General features: G+C 66.6%; 19 protein-coding genes and 2 pseudogenes. 4 read left to right on the top strand and 17 right to left on the bottom strand.

Features of this window, described 5'->3' with window-relative positions; genetic code table 11:
* Positions 1–23: 23 nt before the first annotated feature.
* The 4 genes and pseudogenes from D6860_RS05025 to ccrA form a co-directional block, all read right to left on the bottom strand.
* Positions 24–660: pseudogene (locus D6860_RS05025) on the bottom strand (acyl-homoserine-lactone synthase); the annotation flags it as partial.
* Between the two features lie 93 nt (positions 661–753).
* Entirely contained in the window at positions 754–1,488 is a 735-nt protein-coding gene (locus D6860_RS05030; RefSeq protein WP_076622436.1) for a helix-turn-helix transcriptional regulator, read from the bottom strand.
* Entirely contained in the window at positions 1,430–1,627 is a 198-nt protein-coding gene (locus tag D6860_RS05035) for a hypothetical protein (protein WP_017469188.1), read from the bottom strand. Before D6860_RS05035 ends, D6860_RS05030 begins: the two co-directional genes overlap by 59 nt.
* A gap of 212 nt (positions 1,628–1,839) precedes the next feature.
* A complete protein-coding gene (gene ccrA / locus D6860_RS05040) occupies positions 1,840–3,126 on the bottom strand; it encodes a crotonyl-CoA carboxylase/reductase (RefSeq protein ID WP_076622437.1) in 1,287 nt (428 codons plus the stop codon).
* A 427-nt stretch (positions 3,127–3,553) separates the two neighbouring features.
* Here ccrA and D6860_RS05045 point away from each other — a divergent pair, with 427 nt between their 5' ends.
* The 4 genes and pseudogenes from D6860_RS05045 to D6860_RS05060 all read left to right on the top strand — a co-directional run.
* Entirely contained in the window at positions 3,554–5,518 is a 1,965-nt protein-coding gene (locus D6860_RS05045) for a protein meaA (RefSeq protein ID WP_017467206.1), read from the top strand.
* A 172-nt stretch (positions 5,519–5,690) separates the two neighbouring features.
* Entirely contained in the window at positions 5,691–6,002 is a 312-nt protein-coding gene (locus D6860_RS05050) for an H-NS histone family protein (protein ID WP_076622438.1), read from the top strand.
* A complete protein-coding gene (gene deoD, locus D6860_RS05055) occupies positions 6,002–6,706 on the top strand; it encodes a purine-nucleoside phosphorylase (protein ID WP_076622439.1) in 705 nt (234 codons plus the stop codon). The genes D6860_RS05050 and deoD overlap by 1 nt, the downstream gene beginning before the upstream one ends.
* 55 nt (positions 6,707–6,761) lie before the next feature.
* Positions 6,762–7,626: pseudogene (locus tag D6860_RS05060) on the top strand (hypothetical protein); the annotation flags it as partial.
* On the opposite strand, the gene D6860_RS05065 reads toward D6860_RS05060, so the two are convergent.
* From D6860_RS05065 to D6860_RS05120, 13 genes are all read right to left on the bottom strand, one after another.
* Entirely contained in the window at positions 7,623–8,468 is an 846-nt protein-coding gene (locus tag D6860_RS05065; RefSeq protein ID WP_076622441.1) for an urea carboxylase-associated family protein, read from the bottom strand. The pseudogene D6860_RS05060 and the gene D6860_RS05065 sit on opposite strands and share 4 nt — an antisense overlap.
* A 62-nt stretch (positions 8,469–8,530) precedes the next feature.
* On the bottom strand, positions 8,531–10,963 hold the full coding sequence (locus D6860_RS05070; RefSeq protein WP_128549221.1) for a PIG-L family deacetylase: 2,433 nt from the start codon (positions 10,961–10,963) through the stop codon (positions 8,531–8,533).
* A 307-nt stretch (positions 10,964–11,270) separates the two neighbouring features.
* Positions 11,271–11,957 carry an ABC transporter ATP-binding protein gene (locus D6860_RS05075; protein ID WP_017469070.1) on the bottom strand — a complete coding sequence of 229 codons (687 nt, stop codon included), beginning with the start codon at positions 11,955–11,957 and terminating at the stop codon, positions 11,271–11,273.
* Positions 11,954–12,703: an ABC transporter ATP-binding protein gene (locus D6860_RS05080; RefSeq protein ID WP_076622443.1), complete on the bottom strand. Its 750-nt coding sequence runs from the start codon at positions 12,701–12,703 to the stop codon at positions 11,954–11,956. The genes D6860_RS05075 and D6860_RS05080 overlap by 4 nt, the downstream gene beginning before the upstream one ends.
* Entirely contained in the window at positions 12,696–13,676 is a 981-nt protein-coding gene (locus D6860_RS05085; protein WP_076622444.1) for a branched-chain amino acid ABC transporter permease, read from the bottom strand. Before D6860_RS05085 ends, D6860_RS05080 begins: the two co-directional genes overlap by 8 nt.
* Positions 13,673–14,593, bottom strand: coding sequence for a branched-chain amino acid ABC transporter permease (locus tag D6860_RS05090; protein WP_076622445.1), 921 nt, complete (start codon positions 14,591–14,593; stop codon positions 13,673–13,675). The genes D6860_RS05085 and D6860_RS05090 overlap by 4 nt, the downstream gene beginning before the upstream one ends.
* Positions 14,594–14,642: 49 nt before the next feature.
* A complete protein-coding gene (locus D6860_RS05095) occupies positions 14,643–15,779 on the bottom strand; it encodes an ABC transporter substrate-binding protein (protein ID WP_179949483.1) in 1,137 nt (378 codons plus the stop codon).
* A 205-nt stretch (positions 15,780–15,984) separates the two neighbouring features.
* A complete protein-coding gene (locus D6860_RS05100; RefSeq protein ID WP_076622446.1) occupies positions 15,985–17,193 on the bottom strand; it encodes a type III PLP-dependent enzyme in 1,209 nt (402 codons plus the stop codon).
* Positions 17,194–17,410: 217 nt separating this feature from the next.
* Entirely contained in the window at positions 17,411–17,617 is a 207-nt protein-coding gene (locus tag D6860_RS05105; protein ID WP_017468847.1) for a hypothetical protein, read from the bottom strand.
* 71 nt (positions 17,618–17,688) lie between these two features.
* Positions 17,689–17,847, bottom strand: coding sequence for a hypothetical protein (locus tag D6860_RS25185; RefSeq protein ID WP_164845630.1), 159 nt, complete (start codon positions 17,845–17,847; stop codon positions 17,689–17,691).
* Positions 17,848–18,057: 210 nt separating this feature from the next.
* Complete coding sequence (locus D6860_RS05110) at positions 18,058–18,837, bottom strand: succinate dehydrogenase iron-sulfur subunit (protein ID WP_076622447.1); 780 nt, start codon at positions 18,835–18,837, stop codon at positions 18,058–18,060.
* 42 nt (positions 18,838–18,879) lie between these two features.
* Entirely contained in the window at positions 18,880–19,605 is a 726-nt protein-coding gene (locus D6860_RS05115; RefSeq protein ID WP_017468496.1) for an FkbM family methyltransferase, read from the bottom strand.
* An 8-nt stretch (positions 19,606–19,613) separates the two neighbouring features.
* Positions 19,614–19,922 carry a hypothetical protein gene (locus D6860_RS05120; RefSeq protein ID WP_017468495.1) on the bottom strand — a complete coding sequence of 103 codons (309 nt, stop codon included), beginning with the start codon at positions 19,920–19,922 and terminating at the stop codon, positions 19,614–19,616.
* Positions 19,923–19,933 lie beyond the last annotated feature (11 nt).

Raw genomic sequence — 19,933 nt, forward strand, 5'->3', positions numbered from 1 at the left:
CGGCATCGACGCCCCGAAGGCCNAGGCGGCAGTGATCGTCCGCGCCGGCATCGACGCCCCGAAGGCCGCCTCGAACCACGCGCGGGAGCGCGCCGCCGGGATGCCCGCCGCCGCCGACACCCGCGCCTGCGCGTCGGCGCTGTGCGCCCAGAGGCCCACGCTGATGCGCGCCCGGCCCTCCCCGTCGCTGCCGAGCACGTCGGGCGATGCGCCGATGCGCCGGTAGATCCGCACCATGCGCGCGTCGAAGACGCCTACGAAATGCGCGATGCCGAAGCCCTGCATCACCTCGCCGCCCGCGAGCATCAGCGCGGCCGCCGTGCCCGGTTCCGTCTCGCGGGCGAGGCAGAAGCGCGTGCACTCCCAGATCAGCGGGCTCTCGATCCGCACGCCGCCGGTGAGATGGCCGAAATGCTCGTTGACCATGCAACGACCGACGGTGGGCAGAAGCCGCATCGACCCGCCGTGGCGGCCGTCGGCGCGCTCCCAGATCACGTAAAGCGGGTTCAGGGCATCGTAGGCATCGCGCTCCTCGCCCGCGGCATCGACGTCGACCTCCCAGCCGAGCCGCGTCGAGAACTGGTCGGCGCGGTCGCGGAACATGCTGCGCGCGAGCGTCGGAAAGGCGGCGAGCTGGTCGCCGTAGATGTAGCGGATCATGGTCGTGCTCCCTCGGTGTCCGGTGGAGCAAGGTTTGATCAGCCATGGTTAACGAGATCGGCGCACAGCGCGCGTTGCGCCCGGCGACGGCGGTCAGACAACGATCAGCCCGCGTGACAGGGCACGCGCGACCGCGTGGGTCGTGTTCATCGCGCCGAGCTTGAAGCGCGCGCTCTCGATGTAGACGCGCAGCGTGTGCTCGGAGATGCCGAGCGTCTCGGCCGCCTGTGCGCGGCTGTAGCCCACCGCGAGCAGTGTCAGCCCCTCGACCTCGCGCGGGCTCAGCGGCTGGGCGGGTTCGGGCGCGCGGCCCGGCTCCAGCTCGAGCGCCTTCTTGTTGAAGTAATGCGCCACGAGGATCAGCTCGCGCCGGTTCGCCTCGGTGAAGGCGGCCCAGCTTTCGTCGTCGCTGTTGTGACTGACCGTGAACATCGCGAACTGGCCGTTCGGGCCGCGGACCGGGATCGAGTAGCCCTGGTTGCCGACCCCATGCGCGATCGCATCCTGCTGGAAGGCGCGCGCGGCCCTCGAGCTCCAGTCAAGGCGTTTCCAGTCGACCGGGTGGAAGCGCTGGTAGCAGCCCTGCACCACCGGGTCGATCCGCAGGTAGCCCTTGTCGACATAACGCTGCACCCAGGCGGGATCGTAGGTGCCGCAGCCGTATTGTTCACCGCTGGCGCTGACCCAGTGGTAGATGAGGTGATCGACCTTGTAGAGATCGCGCAGCGCCTCGCTGACCGCCTGCAGGTCCTCGAGGCGTTCCGCCCGTTCAAGCCGTTCCAGAAACCCGCCCGCTGCGGAACTGCCCTCCACGAAGCCCAATGCCATTCCCCCCGGCATCCGACGCCATCTCGACCTCCGCGACGAGCTGCGCCTCGTCGAGCTGCTCGGCCAGCGCGTCGAGGGCGTTGGCCTGGGCAAAGGTCTTCAGATCGGTCAGAACGTCGATAATCCAATCATGTCGCATGATCAGCCTTTCCCCAGAGAATTAACAATTGGTTAATTCAACTCTAGCATGTGACCCGGAAGCGGGAAATTCGCACATTCCAACTCCCCGAATATGGCGAGGCGCGACGCGCCAAGCCCCTGACGCCGCTGGCTCGCGGGCGGAAACGGAAACGCCCGCGAACCGATTTCTCGATTCGCGGACGTTCTAGCAGGTCGCAGATGAAGCGCCGGTTAACTGCGGGCGTCGAGTGCCTCTTCAAAGGTGCGCAGCCCGGTCCGGGGCGCCTGCACCAGCACGGCCATGTTGCCGGGCTTGTGCTCGTTGCGCAGCATCTTGGTGTGCGCGCCGGGAATCTCGTCCCACTCGAAGACCTCGGACATGCAGGGATCGAGCCGGCGCTCGACCATCAGCCGGTTGGCCGAGGCCGCCTGCTTGAGGTTGGCGAAATGCGAGCCCTGCAGGCGCTTCTGGTGCATCCACATGTAGCGGACGTCGAAGGTGCAGTTGAAGCCCGAGGTTCCGGCGCAGATCACCACGATGCCGCCCTTCTTCACGATCAGCGTCGAGACCGGGAAGGTCGCCTCGCCGGGGTGTTCGAAGACCATGTCGACGTTCACGCCCTTGCCGGTGATGTCCCAGATCGCCTTGCCGAACTTGCGGGCTTCCTTGAGCCAGGCGTTGTATTCCGGCGTGTTGACCGTCGGAAGCTGGCCCCAGCAGTCGAACTCCTTGCGGTTGATGACCCCCTTGGCCCCCTGCGCCAGCACGAAGTCACGCTTGCTCTCGTCCGAGATCACGCCGATCGCGTTGGCGCCGGCGGTGTTCGCCAGCTGGATCGCGTAGGAGCCGAGGCCGCCCGAGGCGCCCCAGACCAGCACGTTCTGGCCGGGCTTGAGCTCGTGCGGGTGGTGGCCGAAGAGCATCCGGTAGGCGGTGGCCAGCGTCAGCGTGTAGCAGGCGCTTTCCTCCCAGGTCAGGTGCTTGGGGCGCGGCATGAGCTGTTGCGCCTGCACGCGGGTGAACTGGGCAAAGGAGCCGTCGCCGGTCTCGTAGCCCCAGATCCGCTGGCTGGGCGAGAACATCGGGTCGCCGCCGTTGCATTCCTCGTCGTCGCCATCGTCCTGGTTGCAGTGGATGACGACCTCGTCACCGACCTTCCAGCGGGTGACCTTCTCGCCCACGGCCCAGACGATACCCGAGGCGTCGGACCCCGCGATGTGGTAGTCCTGCTTGTGCACGTCGAACGGCGAGATCGGCTTGCCGAGGCCGGCCCAGACGCCGTTGTAGTTGACGCCCGCCGCCATCACGAGAACCAGCACCTCATGGCTGTCGATCTGCCAGGTGTCGACGACCTCCTTCTGGAAGGACTGGTCCGGCTCGCCGTGGCGCTCGCGACGGATCGCCCACGCGTACATCTTCTTCGGCACGTAGCCGAGGGGCGGCATCTCGCCGATCTCGTAAAGATCCTTCTCGGGTGCCTCGTAGGGCGCGATCCCGGTTTGCGTGTCCAGAGCCATCGGGGCCTCCTTCCTCAAGTGATCCTGCCGGATCTGTTGTGTCTCGGTCTTGTCTCCCCGCCCCGCGCCGCAGTGCAGAATCGCGGGGCCTTGTTCAGGGAGATATATTTCATCGCGAAACAATGCAACATCAACTAAGGCTAGTTTTGAAATTTTATGACCGAGCGGCCGCAGAAAGATCCGGACGCCCACGCGGTCATCATGCTGTCGGCGGTGCCGCTGCCTGCCCGGGGCTCCATGCAGACAAAGGCTTTTCGGTGTTCTGGCCAGCCTTCCAGGCCGTACTGAGCGGCGCGCCAAGACGGAGTTCGTCACGGGCCGCGGCGACGCCGCAGTGCGGCGAATTGACGGGACATTTTATTTCCAATATTCAGACGCTGACGCAACAAGCTTGCCGACTTGATTCTGGCCTGCCACGGAGACCGACATGACGGACCTTCAGAAAGACCGCCCCTGGCTGATCCGCACCTACGCGGGACATTCGACCGCCAAGGCCTCGAACGCGCTCTACCGCAACAACCTTGCACGCGGGCAGACCGGCCTGTCCGTGGCCTTCGACCTGCCGACGCAGACCGGCTACGACAGCGACCACGTCCTGGCCCGAGGCGAGGTCGGCAAGGTGGGCGTGCCCGTCTGCCATCTCGGTGACATGCGGACGCTCTTCGACGAGATCCCGCTCGAGCAGATGAACACCTCGATGACGATCAACGCGACGGCGCCCTGGCTGCTGGCGCTCTACATCGCGGTGGCCGAGGAACAGGGCGCCGACGTCTCGAAGCTGCAGGGCACGGTGCAGAACGACCTGATCAAGGAGTATCTCAGCCGCGGGACCTATATCTGCCCGCCGAAACCCTCGCTGAAGATGATCGGCGACGTGGCCGAGTTCTGCTACACCAACGTGCCGAAGTGGAACCCGATGAACGTGTGTTCCTACCACCTGCAGGAAGCCGGCGCGACGACCGAGCAGGAGCTGGCCTTTGCGCTGGCCACCGGCATCGCGGTGCTCGACGAGCTCAAGCCGCGCGTGCCGGCCGAGGACTTCCCCGCGCTTTGCGGACGCATCTCGTTCTTCGTGAACGCCGGCATCCGCTTCGTCACCGAGATGTGCAAGATGCGCGCCTTCGTCGACCTCTGGGACGAGATCCTCGAGACCCGCTACGGCGTCGAGAACCCCAAGTTCCGCCGCTTCCGCTACGGGGTGCAGGTGAACTCGCTCGGCCTGACCGAGCAGCAGCCCGAGAACAATGTCTACCGCATCCTGATCGAGATGCTGGCCGTCACGCTGTCGAAGAAGGCCCGCGCCCGTGCGGTGCAGCTTCCCGCGTGGAACGAGGCGCTTGGGCTTCCCCGCCCCTGGGACCAGCAGTGGTCGATGCGGATGCAGCAGATCCTCGCATACGAGACCGACCTGCTGGAATACGGCGATCTCTTCGACGGCAACCCGGTGGTCGATGCCAAGGTCGAGGCGCTCAAGGAAAGCGCCCGCGCCGAGCTGGCCAACATCGACAGCATGGGCGGCGCGATCGGTGCCATCGACTACATGAAGAGCCGTCTGGTGGATGCAAACGCCGAGCGGCTGAACCGGATCGAGAAGAACGAGACCATCGTGGTCGGCGTCAACAAGTGGACCGAGGGCGAGCCCTCGCCGCTCATGGGCGAGGACGGCGGCATCATGGTGGTCGACCCTGCCGTCGAGCAGGACCAGATCGACCGGCTCGACGCATGGCGCGCCGAACGGGACGACGCGGCCGTGAAAGCCGCGCTCGCCGAGCTGCGTGCCGCAGCGAAGGAGGGGCGCAACGTCATGCCCGCTTCCATCGCCGCCGCCAAGGCCGGCGTGACCACAGGCGAATGGGCCGAGCAGATGCGTGTCGTGCACGGCGAGTATCGCGGCCCGACCGGCGTGTCGAAGGCGGTGAGCAACAAGACCGAGGGCCTCGAGGACATCCGCGCGGCGGTTGACGCTGTGAGCGACAGCCTCGGTCGCCGTTTGCGGTTCCTCGTCGGAAAGCCCGGACTCGACGGGCATTCCAACGGCGCCGAGCAGATCGCCTTTCGCGCCCGCGATTGCGGCATGGAAATCGACTACGAGGGAATCCGGCTCACGCCGGAGCAGATCGTCGAGGCCGCGAAAGACGGCGCTCATGTCGTTGGCCTCTCGATCCTGTCCGGCAGTCACATCTCGCTGGTCGAGGATACGATGGAGCGAATGCGCAACGAGGGCCTGGGCCATATCCCGGTGATCGTGGGCGGCATCATCCCGGAAGAAGACGCAAGGCGGCTCAAGGCAATGGGCGTGGCCAAGGTTTATACGCCCAAGGATTTCGTCCTGAACATGATCATGAAGGACATCGTCACTCTGGTCGATCCCAAGGCGGTGGCGGCAGAATAAGTCGCATTCCCACCGGAACCTGAAATTAATTTGTGCCGCTCATCGATAAGGTGAGCGGCTCTCCGCTTTTTTGCCCTAATTCGACAATTGACACAAAACACTACTTGAACGGGAAGGTGCATATCCAAGATATCATCATCTAAAAAACCTGTCAGACGAAGTAAGGACAAAAATGGACATCGACCTGAATGCCCTCGACAAGGCAGAGCTTTTACAACTCAAGAGCGACGTTGAAAAGGCGCTGAAAACCATTGATGCCCGCCGCAAGGCCGAGGCGAAGCGTGCCGCAGAACAGGCCGCCCGGGAATTCGGTTTTTCACTGGACGAGGTCTATACCGCGAGCGCTGCGAAGGGCTCCAAGGGCGCACCGAAATACGCGAACCCCGACGATCCCAGCCAGACTTGGACCGGCCGCGGCCGAAAGCCCAACTGGGTGATTTCCGCGCTTGAGTCCGGAAAGACCATGGAAGAACTGGCCCTCTGATGACCCCACATATTGGCGCCGCCCCCGGGTCGATCGCCGAAACGGTTCTCATGCCGGGTGATCCCCTGCGTGCCGAATGGGCGGCAAAGACCTTTCTCGATGACCCCGTGTGCGTGAACAGCGTGCGCGGGATGTCCGGCTTTACCGGAACGTGGAAGGGCAATCGCGTGACGATCCACGGCTCGGGCATGGGAATGCCGAGCCTGTCGATATATGCAAATGAACTGATCCGTGAATACGGTGCGAAAACGCTCATCCGCATAGGCTCCTGTGGCGCGATGCAGGAAAACGTGGGGTTGCGGGATGTCATTCTCGCGATGACCGCCTCGTCTCTTTCCACGCCGTCGACCGGGATATTCCGCGAGCTGAATTTCGCCCCTTGCGCCGATTACGGCCTGCTGGCCGCCGGCGTCGAGTCCGCGAAAAGGATCGGTACACCCTGTCATGTCGGCGGGATTTACTCGGCGGATGTCTTCTATGACGAACGGCCCGACCTCAACGAGATCATGACCCGCCACGGCATTCTCGGCGTCGAGATGGAAGCGGCCGAGCTCTACAACCTCGCGGCCCGCCACGGCGTGCGCGCGCTGGCCGTGCTGACGGTCTCCGACCACCTGCTGCGGCACGAGGCGCTTCCCGCCGAGGACCGGCAGTCGTCCTTCGGCGACATGGTGCAGATCGCGCTCGAGGCGGCCTTTGCCTGAGATGGGCGACCGCCCGTGATGGCCCGGCGCGGCGCGCGACACGCTCGCGCGTCACGCTCCGGGCGCCGCGCGCCCGTCGGAGCAGGTCGCGGCGCGGCTCGAGGCGCTCGCCCTCCGCAACCGCGAGCTCCACGAACACGACTGCTTCAATCTCAACCCGGCGCCCAACGTGACGACCCCGCGCGCCGAGGCGCTGCTGGCCTCCGGCCTCGGGATGCGTCCCTCGCTGGGCGCGCCGGGTGACAAATACGAGACGGGCCTCGTGGCTAGCGAGGAAATCGAGGTCCTCGCCGCGTCGCTCGCCTGCGAGGTCTTCGGCGCCCGCCATGCCGAGCTGCGCGTGGCCTCGGGCGCCATGGCCAACCTCCACGGCTTCATGGCGCTGGCCCAGCCGGGTGACGCGATCATCGCACCGCCGGCCGAGATCGGCGGCCACGTCCCCCATCACGCGGCGGGCTGTGCCGGGCTCTACGGGCTGGTAAGCCACCCTGCCCCGGTCAACGCCAAGGACTATACCGTCGATTTCGACGCGCTCGCGACGCTCGCACAAGAGGTCCGGCCCCGGATCATCCCGCTGGGCGGGATCCCGCTGGGCGGGTCGCTGAACCTCCGGCCGCACCCGGTGGCCGAGGTCCGCGCCATCGCCGACGAGGTGGGCGGGCTTTCTCGCCTGCGGGATCGGCCTTCCCGGCGCGCCGGTGCCCGGCGACATGAACGGCCTGCGCATCGGCACGCCGGAGCTCGTCCGCTGGGGCATGACCCCCGAGCACGCGCCGCGCCTCGCCGGCCTCATCGCCGAAACGCTCCGCGCGATCGACCCCGAGCGCCTTGCGGCCGAGGACGCGGAGTGGCGGCGCAGCTTCGACCGCGTGCATTTCGTCCACGCCCGACCGCGCGAGACCGGCGCAGCCCTGTCCTAGCGGCCGTGGCTGCGGTCGTAGCCGTTGCGCGCGGGCGGCTGCCAGCCCGCAAGCGCGCCCTCCGCCGGCGCGAGGATCTCGACCTCGAGCGGGAAACAGGCGGCGGTGTCCGAGCTGTGCTCGGACGAGCAGTCGCCACCCGGACAGGCGCTGAGCGCGCCCAGCAGGTCGATTTCGGCGAAGAAGGTCAGCGCATCACCGGGCCGCACCGGGCTCGCCTTCATGAAATACTGGCCGGTGTTGCGGGTGAAGCCGGTGCACATGAAGACGTTGAGCACATCGTGCACATGCGCCTCGGCCTGCCTCAGCGGCAGCCCGGTGGCATCCGCGAGCGCCCGCGTCAGGTTGGAATGGCAGCAGTGATGATATTGCGAGCCCGACAACAGGTTGCCGGTGTAGGGATCGCAACGGGTGCCGATCACGTCATGCACCGAGCCGCCGAAAGCGTCGATTCCGTACCAATCGAGCGTGTCCTCGACGATGGTCGCCATGGGCCGCAGGTGCGGGAAGCTCGACCAGAGCCGCTCGCCGGTGCTGACATGGGTGCCGTGCAGCGCCCGGGTCTTGCCCGAGTAGAAGCGTTCCGACAGATCGTCCGCGTTCCACAGGTTGAGATCGCCCACCTGCGGCCCCTCGACGCTGCGGATGCGGAAGAACTGCCCGGCGGACACCCGGAAATGACAGGCGTCGCGCGGCGCGGCCATGACCGATGCCATAGGCAAGGCGCCGGCCAGCGCGCCACGGTAGAGCGCCATGTCGGGCTGCGGCAACGTCTCGTTCGGATAGCAGATCACCGGCGGCACGGCGCGGCGGGCCTCGGCGTCGGGGGGAACACGGGTCATGGGGGGCACTCCTTTCGCAGCGACTGAATACCAGCCGGCACGGCAGGGCAAGAGGCGGCCCCTCAGACCACGAGCTGCGCCTCGGCAAGCTCGAGCTCCTGGTCCTCCTCCGCATCCTTGTGATGTTCTGCCGCCGCGTCGGCTTCGATATGCGGCACGGTCATCATCGCCACCACGTCACCGCCCGAAAGCGTGTATTCCTCGGCGATGTACTCGCGCTGAACCCATTCCTCGTAGGCGCCGATAAGCTGGCCCTCGCCGGCCCAGACCTGCGGGTCATGCGCGGCGTATTCCATGAAGACGGTCCGCATCTCCTCGTGTTCGGCGCCGGAAACATTCTCGTCGAAGCCCCAGGTGGCATAGCCGTAGTAGCTCGTGACGGTGACGTCGTTGCTGTAGTCCTGCGCCGCCGCCGCGGTGAACTCCGAGGCGTGGATGTGATCGGAATGCTCGATGTCGGTGTGCTCAGTGGTGTGGTCCTGGATGTGGATCCGGTCTGGCGCATAGGTCTGCATGAGCGCGGTGAGCGTCGCCTGAAGGGAGGCGCTCGTATATGTGGCGCTGCCGTCGACGGCGGTCATGGTGTCGATCGTGCCCTCCCACAGCGCCTGCAGCGCCTCGCTGCCGTAGCGCTCGGAGCCGCCGCCGCCGAAGCCATCGGGCAGGCGCATGAAGATGAGCCGCACGTCCGGTTCGCTCGCGAGGTAGGAGCTGGCGATCTCGAACTCATTGCCGCTGGCCGAGACCGTCAGGATCTCGTCGACCCAGTCGCTGACACCGGCCATCTCGGCGTAGGCGTCCTTGACTCCCTGTTCGCGCTCGCTCCAGTAGCTTTCGTCCATGCCCGCATCGCCCGAGGTCAGGTAGACCGTCGTGAGCGGCTCGTCGGCGTCGATCAGGTCGTTGATCGTCGGGTTCATGAACAACAGGTCGTCGTCCTGATGCGCGACGAAGACCATGTCGCCGAGCGCTTCCGACGTCGGGTCGTCCGGGTCGATGGGGTCGTCGGGGGGCGTCGGGTCATCCGGAGGCGTCGGATCGTCGGGCACCACCGGGTCGTCCGGCGTGTCGCCGGGGCCCTCTCCGGGCACCGATGGCTCGGTAAGCTCGGTGACGGTCAGCTCCGTGACCTCACCGATCAGCGGGTCGTCTTCGGGCCAGTTGGATTCGCCGACCAGCAGGTTCTCGCGGTCGACATCCGCCGGCACCACGCCATCGGCCTCGGCCAGTCGCTCGCCGTCCTTCTCGATCCACATCAGCCCGTCGGGATCGACGCCCGCGCTCCAGAGCGCCGTCTCGCCCTCGACGATCGCGCCCGCGGCCACCACGCGGTAGGCGTCGCCGTCGACCCAGACCTCGAGCATCATGTCGCCGGTATTCTCGATCTGCCCGAGCAGGATGTTGTTGGTGGCCGGCCCGTCGCCGAAATCGACGACGCGCTGCCAGTAGGCCCCCTGCAGGTCGTCGAACCGCACGGACACGTCGATGCGGAAGGCACCGTCGATCTGTGGGATGCCGCCGTCGGTCTCGGGGTCCGGATCGACCGGCTCGTCCGGCGGATCCGGGTCCACGGGCTCGTCCGGCGGCACGGGGTCGGTGCCCCCGGCCTGCGAGACCGTCAGGTCGAGGATGACCCCGTCGATGGCATCGCCGCCCGCCTCGGTCGCCTCGCCCACGCCGAGGTTCTCGCGCGTGACGTCCGCCGGCACGACGCCCGCACCCTCGGCCAGCCGCACGCCGTCCTTCTCCATCCACATGGTGCCGTCGTCGTCGATGCCGACCGCCCAGTGCGCCAGTTCACCCTCGGTGATCGCATCGGACGCGGTGATGCTGTAGGTCTCGCCGTCCTGCACGATGGCGAACATCATGTCGGAGGTGGCTTCGACCTGCGTCAGCGTGATGGCGCTGTCGCCTGTCGCATCGGCGAAGTCGAAGACCCCCTGCCATGCGCCGCCCGCGACATCGTCGTAGCGCACCGCCACGTCGAGCTTGAACGCGCCGTTGATCTGCACGGGCTCGTTGAGGAACCCGCCGTCGGAGGCCTCGCCGTCCTGCGTCACGTCGATGCCCAGAACAGCCCCGTCGAGAGGTGAATCCTCGACCCAGTTGGAGCGACCCAGCAGCTCGTTCGCACGCAGCATCGCGCCCGGCACCACGCCGCTCGCCTCTGCCAGCCGCGCGCCGTCCTTCTCGATATACATGAGCCCGCCGGGGTCCACGCCGATGGTCCAAGTCGCGACTTCCCCCTCGACGATCGCGTTCCCGGCGGTGACCCGGTAGACGTCATCGCCCTGGAACAGCTCGAAGGAGATGTCGCTGGTGTTCTCGACCTGCGTCAGAAGGATGTTGTTCTGCGCCGGGCCGTTCCCGATATCGAGCACGCGCTGCCAGTAGCCCGACAGAAGATCGTCGAAGCGGGCGACGACCTCGATTTCGAAAGCGCCGGTGATGTCCTCGAGGTCGCCCTCGGCTGCACTGGGATCGAAAGGCGGCATGGGCTTCTCCTTTACCGCATCGGCGATGCTCGCCGGGCCGAAGCGGCCCGCGATCCGCACAGACTAGCGACACTATGGCGAAATCATGCCGGAAACATTCCGTTCTGGATATGGAAACAGCTGGCTAGGGTTCGGTGACGCGGCAGGAGCATTTTGAACCAAAGGCTTAGCGCCGAAGCCGTGGCTCGCCTCATACCTGGCGCATCGTTTCCTGAGCACGCACAGTCTAGTTCACGGCGCGCGATTGTCGATAAATGCCGGAAAACCACATCTTTTACGGGAACGCGATTCGCTTCGAAACGCCACCTCAGACGCCGAGATACTGCCCGCTGACCTCGGGCGTCAGGGCCTCGAACGGCCCTTGCCAGACGTTGCGCCCGCGCTCGAGGATCACCGCCCGGTCACAGGCGCCCCGCAGCTCCTTGAGCGACTTGTCGATCACCAGCATCGCCATGCCCGTCTCGGACTTGAGCCGCGCGATGGCGGCCCAGATTTCCTGTCGCACCGTCGGCGCCAGTCCCTCGGTCGCCTCGTCTAGGATCAGCAGCCGCGGATTGGTCATCAGAGCCCGGCCGATGGCGAGCATCTGCTGCTCGCCGCCCGAGAGCGACGCCGCCCGCTGGCGCCGGCGTTCGGCCAGCCGGGGAAAGAGCGTCTCGACCCGCGGCTGGTCCCAGTGCCCCTTGCGCGCCGACGCGACGAGGTTCTCGGCGACGGTCAGGTCGCGGAAACAGCGCCGGCCCTCGGGCACCAGACCGATGCCGAGCCGCGCGGCGCGGTGGCTTGGCAGCCGCGACAGGTCGTGACCGTCGAACACCAGCGTGCCCTGTGCCGGAAGCATCCGGCAGATGCAGCGCACCGTGGTCGACTTTCCCATGCCGTTGCGCCCCATGAAGGCCACCGCCTCGCCCGGCGCGACCTGAAGATCCACGCCGAACAGCGCCTGGCTCGCGCCGTAAGAGGCAGTCACGCGGTGCAGCGACAAGAGGCTCATGCGGCATCCCCGAGATAGGCTTCGCGCACGCGCGGATCGCGGCGGATCTCGTCGACGGTGCCGGTCGCGATGACGCGCCCGTAGACCAGCACGCTGATCCGGTCGGCAAGCGCAAAGACCGCGTCCATGTCATGCTCGACCAGCAGGATCGGCGCCTGCGCCCGCAGCCCGTCGAGAAACCCCGTGAGCCGCTTCGAGCCCTCCTGCCCCAGCCCGGCCATCGGCTCGTCCATGACGAAGGCGCGCGGTGCGAGGGTGAGCGCGACCGCCACCTCGAGCTGGCGGCGCTGGCCATGGCTGAGCTCGGCGGTGCGCAGCTCGGAGAGCTCGGCCAGGTCGACCGCCTCGAGCGCGGCCTCGGCACGGTCGCGCAGGGCGCCGTCGCGGCTGGCGCGGCCGAAGAACTGCCATGGCCTGCCGGACGCGCCGAGTGCACCGAGCAGCACGTTCTGCAGCACCGTGTCCTCCATCGCCAGCGCAGAAGTCTGGAAGGTGCGCGCCAGCCCCATCCGTGCCCGCGCCTGCGTGCTGAGGCCGGTGACGTCCTGCCCCAGAAACGCCACGCGCCCGGCGTCGGGCCGCAGCGCTCCGCAGATCTGCGCGATGAGAGTCGACTTGCCCGCGCCGTTCGGCCCGATGATGGCGTGGATCTCGCCCGCGCGCAGGTCGATCGACACGCCGTCGGTCGCCGCCAGCGCGCCGAAGGACTTGCGCAGGTCATGGGTCGCAAGAACGGTCTCAGCCATCGCGGCGCCTCCCGGCCAGCATGCCGATCAGCCCGCCCCGTCCGAACAGCACCACGACCAGCAGGAACAGCCCGAGGAAGATCTGCCAGTAGTCACTCACGCCGCCGAGCAGGTGTTCGAGCAGCACGTAGAACCCCGCGCCGGCCACCGGCCCGAACAGCCGCGCGACCCCGCCGATGATGACGAAGACCATGATCTCGCCCGACATCTGCCAGCTGAGCATGGTCGGGCTGACGAAGCGGTTGAGGTCCGCGAAGAGCGCCCCGGCCAGCCCGGTGATCGCGCCCGAGATCACGAGCGCCACCAGTTGCAGACGCGTCGGATCGAGCCCCACTGCCCTAGCGCGTTCGGGCACCTGGCGGGCGGCATTGAGCGCCAACCCGAAGGGCGAGCGCATGAGCCGCGCGCTGAACAGCAGCGCCGCGCAGAGCCAGGCGAGGCAGATGCCGTAGAACTGGATTGGCACCAGCGTGTTCAGCCCCGGAAAACCGTTGCGCACGTAGATCGACAGCCCGTCCTCGCCGCCATAGGCGGGCCAGGAGATGGCGAAGAAATACATCATCTGCCCGAAGGCCAGCGTGATCATGATGAAGTAGACGCCCGAGGTGCGCAGCGCCAGCAGCCCGATCAGCAGAGCCGCGAGCGACGAGGCCGCGACGGCCACCAGCCAGATCACCGGCATCGACTTGGTACCCTCGATGACAAATGGCCATTCGGTCAGCGGCGTGTAGCTCTGTGCGTGGCTCGCGAGGATGCCCATGGCGTAGCCGCCGATGCCGAAGAACACCGCATGCCCAAGGCTCACCAGCCCGCCGATCCCCAGCGCGATGTTGAGCCCGACCGCCGCCAGCGCGAAGATCACCGCGCGGGTGGCGAGCGTGATGGTAAAGGGCTCGTCGGCCCAGACCGCCCAGGCGGGCACCAGCACCAGCGCCGCGAGAAGCGCGGCGTTCAGAATGCGTTCACGGCTCATGCCCGGGCTCCGAAAAGCCCCGTGGGCCGCCAGATCAGCACACCCGCCATGAGGATGTAGATCGCCATCGAGGCAAAGGCCGAGCCGATGGAAGCGGCGCTGGCCGGGTCGGTAACGAGCTTGAACAGCTCCGGCAGCAGAACTCCGCCCAGCGTATCGGTCAGTCCGACCAGCAGCGCGCCGATCAGCGCGCCCTTGATCGAGCCGATGCCGCCGATCACGATCACCACGAAGGCCAGGATCAGCACCGGCTCTCCCATGCCCACCTGCACCGACTGGATGGCTCCGACCAGCGCCCCGGCGAGCCCGGCCAGCCCCGCCCCCAGCGCGAAGACCAGCGTGTAAAGCTTCGAGATATCGACGCCGAGCGCGGCGATCATCTCGCGGTCGTTCTCGCCCGCACGGATGCGGATGCCGAGCCGGGTGCGCGCGTTCAGCCACCACAGGCCCGCTGCCACGGCAAGGCCCAGCACGATCAGCAGCAGCCGGTAGGCGGGATAGGGAATGCCGCCGGGCAGCGTGACCGTGCCCGAGAGCACCTCGGGAATGTCGAGGTAGAGCGGGAACGAACCGAACGCCCAGCGGGTGCCCTCGGAGAAGATCAGGATCAGCGCGAAGGTCGCGAGCACCTGATCGAGGTGGTCGCGGGCGTAGAGCCGGCGGATCACGAAGAGCTCGACCAGAGCGCCCGCGCCCGCCGCCGCGGCAAGCGCGGCCACCAGCGCCAGCAGGAACGAGCCGGTGAGCCCCGCCACGGTCGCCGCCGCGAAGGCGCCGACCATGTAGAGCGAGCCATGGGCGAGGTTGATGAGCCCCATGACGCCGAAGATCAGCGTCAGGCCGGCCGCCATGAGAAACAGCATGACGCCGGATTGCAGGCCGTTCAGGACCTGTTCTGCGAGCAGGAGCGCGGACATCTCTGGCCTTCGTCGTGGCAGGGCCCCGCTTGTGCGGAGCCCCGTCGCATCAGTTCATCGAGCACTCGTCGACATAGGCCGACGAGCGGTCCTCGAGCGCGGTGGCGACGATCTTGTTGGTGTAGACGTCGCCTTCCTTGATGACCTCGCGGATGTAGATGTCCTGGATCGGGTGCTGGTTTGTATCGAAGGCGAAATCGCCGCGTACGCTGTCGAAGTCGGCTTCCTTCAGTGCCGCGCGGAAGGCCTCTGCCTCCGAGGGCTCGGCCTTGTCGAGCGCCGAGAGCAGCAGGTTCGCCGTGTCGTAGCCATAGGCCGCGTAGAGCGACGGCAGGCGGTCGTACTTCTCCTGGAAGCCCTCGACAAAGGCCGCGTTGGCGGCGTTGTCGATGTCCTTGGACCAGTTCGAGCCGTTCTTCACGCCAAGCGCGGCCTCGCCCACGGCCTGCAGGATCCCTTGGTCGAAGGAGAACGCCGGCCCCATCACGGGGAGTTCGACGCCACTGTCGGCATATTGCTTGAGGAACGAGATCCCCATGCCGCCGGGCAGGAAGAAGAAGATGCTGTCGGCGCCCGACGCGCGGATCTGCGCGATCTCGGCGGCATAGTCGGTCTGGCCGAGCTGGGTGTAGACCTCGCCCGCGAGCTCACCGCCGTAGAAGCGCTTGAAGCCGTTGAGGCTGTCCTTCCCGGCCGGGTAGTTCGGCGCCATGATGAAAGGCTTCTGGTAGCCCTCCGACTTGGCAAAGGCGCCGGCGGCCTCGTGCAGGTTGTCGTTCTGGTAGCTCACCGAGAAGTAGTTCGGGTCGCAGCCCCGGCCCGCCAGCTGCGCCGGCGCGGCGTTGGTCGACAGGTAGAATTTCCCCTGCGCGGTGGCGGCGGGCACCACGGCCATGGCGAGGTTGGACCACACGATACCGGTGAGGATGTCGACCTTGTCGGACTGGATCATCTTGTCCGCAAGCTGCACCGCCACGTCGGGCTTGCGCTGGTCGTCCTCGATGATGATCTCGACGTCGTCGCGCCCGGCGGCCTCCATCGCCAGCATGAAGCCGTCGCGTGTGTCGACACCGAGGCTCGCGCCCCCACCCGACAGCGTGGTGATCATGCCGATCTTGACCTCGGCCTGCGCGGTGGCGGCCATCGCCACCAGGCTCGCGGCGGCGAGCAGCGATTTCATGGACATCCTGCGGGTCTCCCTCGTCTTCCCTGTCATCCCCTGCCGGCTCTGCGTCCGGCCTTGGGTGCAAGGGTTAACGGAAAAGCGGGGGATGTCCATGCAGGACAGCATCTTGTGGTGCACTGTGCGGGTGCGCCGGTCGCGGAAAATGAAAAACGGCCGGGCACAGGGTGCCCGGCCGGGGTCCGCGAGTGATGGGGTCCGTTCCTCCTCAGATCGCAATCACGTCGAGCGGAGGAAAGCCGTTGAAGCCGACCGAGGCGTAGGTCGAGGTGTAGGCGCCGCAGTTGCGGATGACGATGCGATCGCCGGCACGCAGGCCGAGCGGCAGTTCGACCGGGCGCTTCTCGTAGAGCACGTCGGCGCTGTCGCAGGACGGGCCGGCGAGGATGCAGGCGCCCATTTCATCGTCGTCACGGTCGGTGAGGAACTGGTAGCGGATGGCCTCTTCCATGGTCTCCGCAAGGCCCGAGAACTTGCCGATATCGAGATACACCCAGCGGTGCAGGTCGTTGTCGGTCTTCTTCGAGACAAGCAGCACCTCGGCGGCGATGGCGCCGGCCTCGGCGACGAGACCACGGCCCGGCTCGGCCATCACCTCGGCCACGTCGCCGAAGCGCTCGTGCACGAGGGTCATGACGTCGGCCGCGTAGCTCGCGGGTGCCTCGACGGGCTGGCCGTAGAAGGCCGGGAAGCCGCCGCCGATGTTGAGCAGCGTCATCTCGTGACCGGCGTCCTGCGCGGCGCGCCAGATGGCGGCGACCTGGTCGAGCACCGGCGCCCACATGGCAGCGCGGCGGGTCTGCGAGCCCACGTGGAACGACAGACCGACGGGCGCGAGGCCGAGCTCTTTCGCCATGGCGAAGAGGTCGAGCACCTTGTCGCGGGCGCAGCCGAACTTGCGGGTGAGCGGCCAGTCGGCCTCGCAGTTCTCGACGATCACGCGGATGTAGACGCGCGCGCCCGGGGCGTGCTCGGCGATCTTCTCGAGCTCCTGCTCGGCGTCGGCGGCGAAGAGGGTCACGCCCTGGCGGTGGGCCCAGGCGATGTCCGAGACCTTCTTGACGGTGTTGCCGAAGGAGATGCGGTCGGTCGACGCGCCGGCAGCCATGCACATGGCGACCTCGGTGCGCGACGCGGCATCGAAGTTCGAGCCGAGGCGGGTCAGCGTGCGGAGGATCTCGGGCGCCGGGTTGGCCTTCACCGCGTAGTGGATGCGGGCACGGCCGAGCCCCTGTGCGAGCGCGGCATACTGGCGCGCGACGGCCTGGGTGTCGATGACGAGCGTCGGACGGACGAACTCATGCGCGCGGATGTACGCCTCGGCGCGGGAAAGCTGCTGCTCGGCAGGCTTCTCGGCGACGTTTGCGACGAAGACAGGAGTTTGACGGGCAGCGAGCCCGGTCACGTATGCGTTCATTGGTCATCTCCAATCAGACCCGGCCATTCCGGTTTCCCGGCACAGACCGCTCAGTTCCAAGGGAGACGTTACCGTCGCTACGTAACCGCGTGGGTGTGGAATTGCCCACCTCGACAGAGGCGCGTGCGTTGGCGTCTTTCATCGCGCATATGAGGCCGAAGGCGGATTCGATCAAGAGAAAATTTTCGGCTCGAAGCAGAAATTTTCGGGGGCGGTCTCAGGCGCTTTTCGAGCTGCCCCTCATGCAGATCCGGGGTGGCGATCCGCGCTCGCCCTCGACCACGGCGCCGCACTGGACGCAGGTGTAGCGGGTGCCTTCGGCGTGCCGGTATTCGCGCCAGCGGCACTGGCGGCGCCCCTTGTTCTTCATGTTGAAGATCACGAGGGCCGTGAAGACGATAAGAAGGCCGACCGCACCTAGCACGGCCGGCCTCTCGGGAATGTCGGTCTGGTCATGAGGGGTTACCTAGTCCGACGTGCCTTTCGAACCAGCGCTCAGGCGGCGCGGTAGTAAGCAAAACCGTTGCTGTCGTCCTCGATGCTGCGATCCGCGTCCTTCACCAGGACCGGCTCGGGCTGGTAGTAGGCGTAGCATTGATCGAGCGCTGCGAGGGCTTCGGCTGCGGCGGTCTGGGTTTTGGTCTGCTCTTGCATCGGGTGGCCTTTCGGTTGTCGTCCGTCGTTCCTCCCCTTGCCATCCCACATAGCCCTTGCTGCAGCGCAGCACACCCCCCGTTGCTGCAAACGGGGGATGCATGGTGTGCAACGGTCGACCGGTTCAGGGTGAGGTAGAACGCGAAACGCCGCCCTGCGAGGGGGCGGCGTTCCGGAAAAAGAGCGATACCGGGCCGAAGCCCGAACGTTTCACACGTGACGCTCGAGCATCATCTTCTTGATCTCGGCGATGGACTTCGCCGGGTTCAGACCCTTCGGGCAGGTCTTGGTGCAGTTCATGATCGTGTGGCAGCGATACAGCTTGAACGGATCCTCGAGCTGGTCGAGACGCTCGGCGGTCGCTTCGTCACGGCTGTCGATGATCCAGCGGTAGGCGTGCAGCAGCGCTGCCGGTCCGAGGTAACGGTCGGAGTTCCACCAGTAGCTCGGGCAGGCGGTCGAGCAGGACGCGCACATGACGCATTCATAGAGACCGTCGAGCTTCTTTCGATCCTCGATGGACTGCTTCCACTCCTTCTCGGGGCGGTTGGTCTTGGTCTCGAGCCACGGCATGATCGACGCGTGCTGCGCGTAGAAATGCGTGAGGTCGGGGATGAGGTCCTTGACCACCGGCATGTGCGGCAGCGGGTAGATCTTCACGTCGCCCTTGATCTCGTCGAGACCATAGATGCAGGCCAGCGTGTTGATCCCGTCGATGTTCATCGCGCAGGAGCCGCAGATGCCCTCACGGCAGGAGCGGCGGAAGGTCAGCGTCGGGTCGATCTCGTTCTTGATCTTGATGAGCGCGTCCAGAACCATCGGGCCGCACTTGTCCATGTCGAGATGGTAGGTGTCGACACGGGGGTTCTCGCCGTCTTCCGGGTTCCAGCGGTAGATCTTGAACGCCCGGACGTTGGTCGCGCCGTCCGGCTTCGGCCACGTCTTGCCGGTGCGGATGCGGGAGTTCTTGGGGAGTGTGAATTGAACCATGCTCTGACTCCTGTCTGGATCTGTGCAGATGGCAACACATGCCTAGTGAATGTTCTGCCGGGCGGGCCAGCGGGTGAAGAGTGCGTCGATGTGCCGGGGCGAGAGCGCGGCGGTCTCGCCGTTCATCTCCAGCACATCGCGGAATTCCAGCCCTGCCTCGGCCAGCAGGGAAATGACGGTCGAGGGCGCCTCGACCTCGTCGAAGCGTTGCGAGAGCGACAGTTCGACAACGACGAAATCACAACGTTCGAGGGTGCGCGCGGCGCCCCTGAGAACCTGGGTCTCGGCTCCCTCGGCATCGATCTTGAGACCGAAGCGGCCGCTCCGCTCGCCGACAAGGGCATCGAGCGTGGTGACCGGAACCTCGCGCTTGTCGAAGCCGGTGACCTTGGACATCAGGCTGTCGGACCGGTTGAAAATGCTGGCCATCGGCCCATGCGCCACGCCCCGCTTGTGCGGAATGTTCAGCGTGACGCTGCCTTCGGCCTCGCCCAGGGCGGTGGCGAAGAACTCGGAGGCAAGGGCCGGATAGGTTTCCGCCACCTGCGCCTTCGCCTCGACCATCGGATCGACAAGCAGGAACGGCAGCTCCGGAAAGGCGCCGTAGAGCCAGGGCGTGCCCGGCCCCACGCCGACGTCGATGACCATGTCCGGGCTAGGCACGAGCGTGCGAAACCGATCCCCCATCATCCGGTTGGGCGACACATGGTAGCCCTGTCGCTCGAGGGCGCGGACCATGATGCGGGTCAGGTTGTTCTGAATGCCCATCGCGCCCCCTAGCCCATCAGCGCTGCCAGCCCTTGCGTGGACAGGCACCTGATGGTTTCGGGCCGCTGCACGATGTCGCGCACCACTTCGACGGTGCTTGCCGTCGGGCCGGTGACGCTGTCGGCGGCGAGCGCGTAGATCTGCGTCGCGCTGGCATTGTCGATGATGCAGTCGATGGACGGCTGCACGGGCACCCCGGGGAACTGCTCGGCCACCACCCGGGACACGGTCGACTTGGCAGCCGATCGTGCGATCTGGTCCTGGCTCTGCGGTGAGCAGGCGGCGAGGAGCAGCGAGAGGATGAGGGCCTTGCGCAAAACGGGGTCTC

It is taken from the genome of Salipiger sp. D13 (assembly GCF_003703915.1).
Lineage (GTDB): Bacteria > Pseudomonadota > Alphaproteobacteria > Rhodobacterales > Rhodobacteraceae > Salipiger > Salipiger profundus.